The sequence below is a fragment of the Streptomyces hilarionis genome (assembly GCF_024539675.1).
GTDB classification, from domain to species: domain Bacteria; phylum Actinomycetota; class Actinomycetes; order Streptomycetales; family Streptomycetaceae; genus Streptomyces; species Streptomyces hilarionis.
Genome location: NZ_JAHHIT010000373.1, coordinates 1 through 822 on the forward strand (window position 1 = coordinate 1; position 822 = coordinate 822).

The window sequence follows — 822 nt, forward strand, 5'->3', positions numbered from 1 at the left end:
CCCTTCCCCGCCCCCGGCCCGGACGCGGAGCGCGGCTCGGTGCTCGTCCCCACGGCGGTCCGGGCCCCCGCGGCCGCCGTCTTCGGCCTGGAACCGGCCCCGCCGCCCGTCCTCACCGAAGCGGAACGCCGCTATCTGGTGGGATTCCTCGCGGGGATCCCGGCCGGCGCGCCGGGCGTGCCGGTCCTGCCGCCGGACGCGCCGTTCAGCCCCGAACACGCCCTGTGGGTCAACGGCACGCTGGCCGGCATGTACTCCCGCACCGCCGCGGCCCCCGCACCCGCCCCGGCGCGGCAGGTGGTGATCCTGTGGGCCTCGCAGACCGGCACCGCGGAGGACTTCGCCGCGGCCACCGCGACCCGGATCGCCGAGGGCGGACACGCGGCCTCCCTGCTCGCCATGGACGAGGCCGACCCCGCCGCGCTGCCCTCCGACGCCGACCTGCTGCTGATCACCAGCACCTTCGGCGACGGCGACGCACCCGACAACGGGGCCGGTTTCTGGGACGGCCTCGCCGCCCCGGGCGCCGGACGGCTGGAGGGCCGCCGCTACGCCGTCCTCGCCTTCGGGGACTCCTCGTACGACGACTTCTGCGGGCACGGCAGGCGGCTGGACCGCCGCATGGACGAGCTCGGCGCGCTCCGCCTGGCCCCGCGCACCGACTGCGAGCCGGACTACGAGACGGAGGCCGAGGCCTGGCTGGACCAGGTGCTCACCGCGCTGAAGGAGGCCACGGACCTACAGCCCGCGGCCCCCGCCGGGCCCTCCGCCGCGCGCCGGGCCCCCGTGGCGGACGCGGCCGCCGCCCCCGCCGCGCCCCGG

General features: G+C 78.8%; 1 protein-coding gene. It reads left to right on the top strand.

All coding sequences use genetic code 11. The annotated features are described in order from the left end of the window. A partial coding sequence (locus tag KMS84_RS38695; RefSeq protein ID WP_256921238.1) for a flavodoxin domain-containing protein occupies positions 1–822 on the top strand: 822 nt, incomplete at both ends.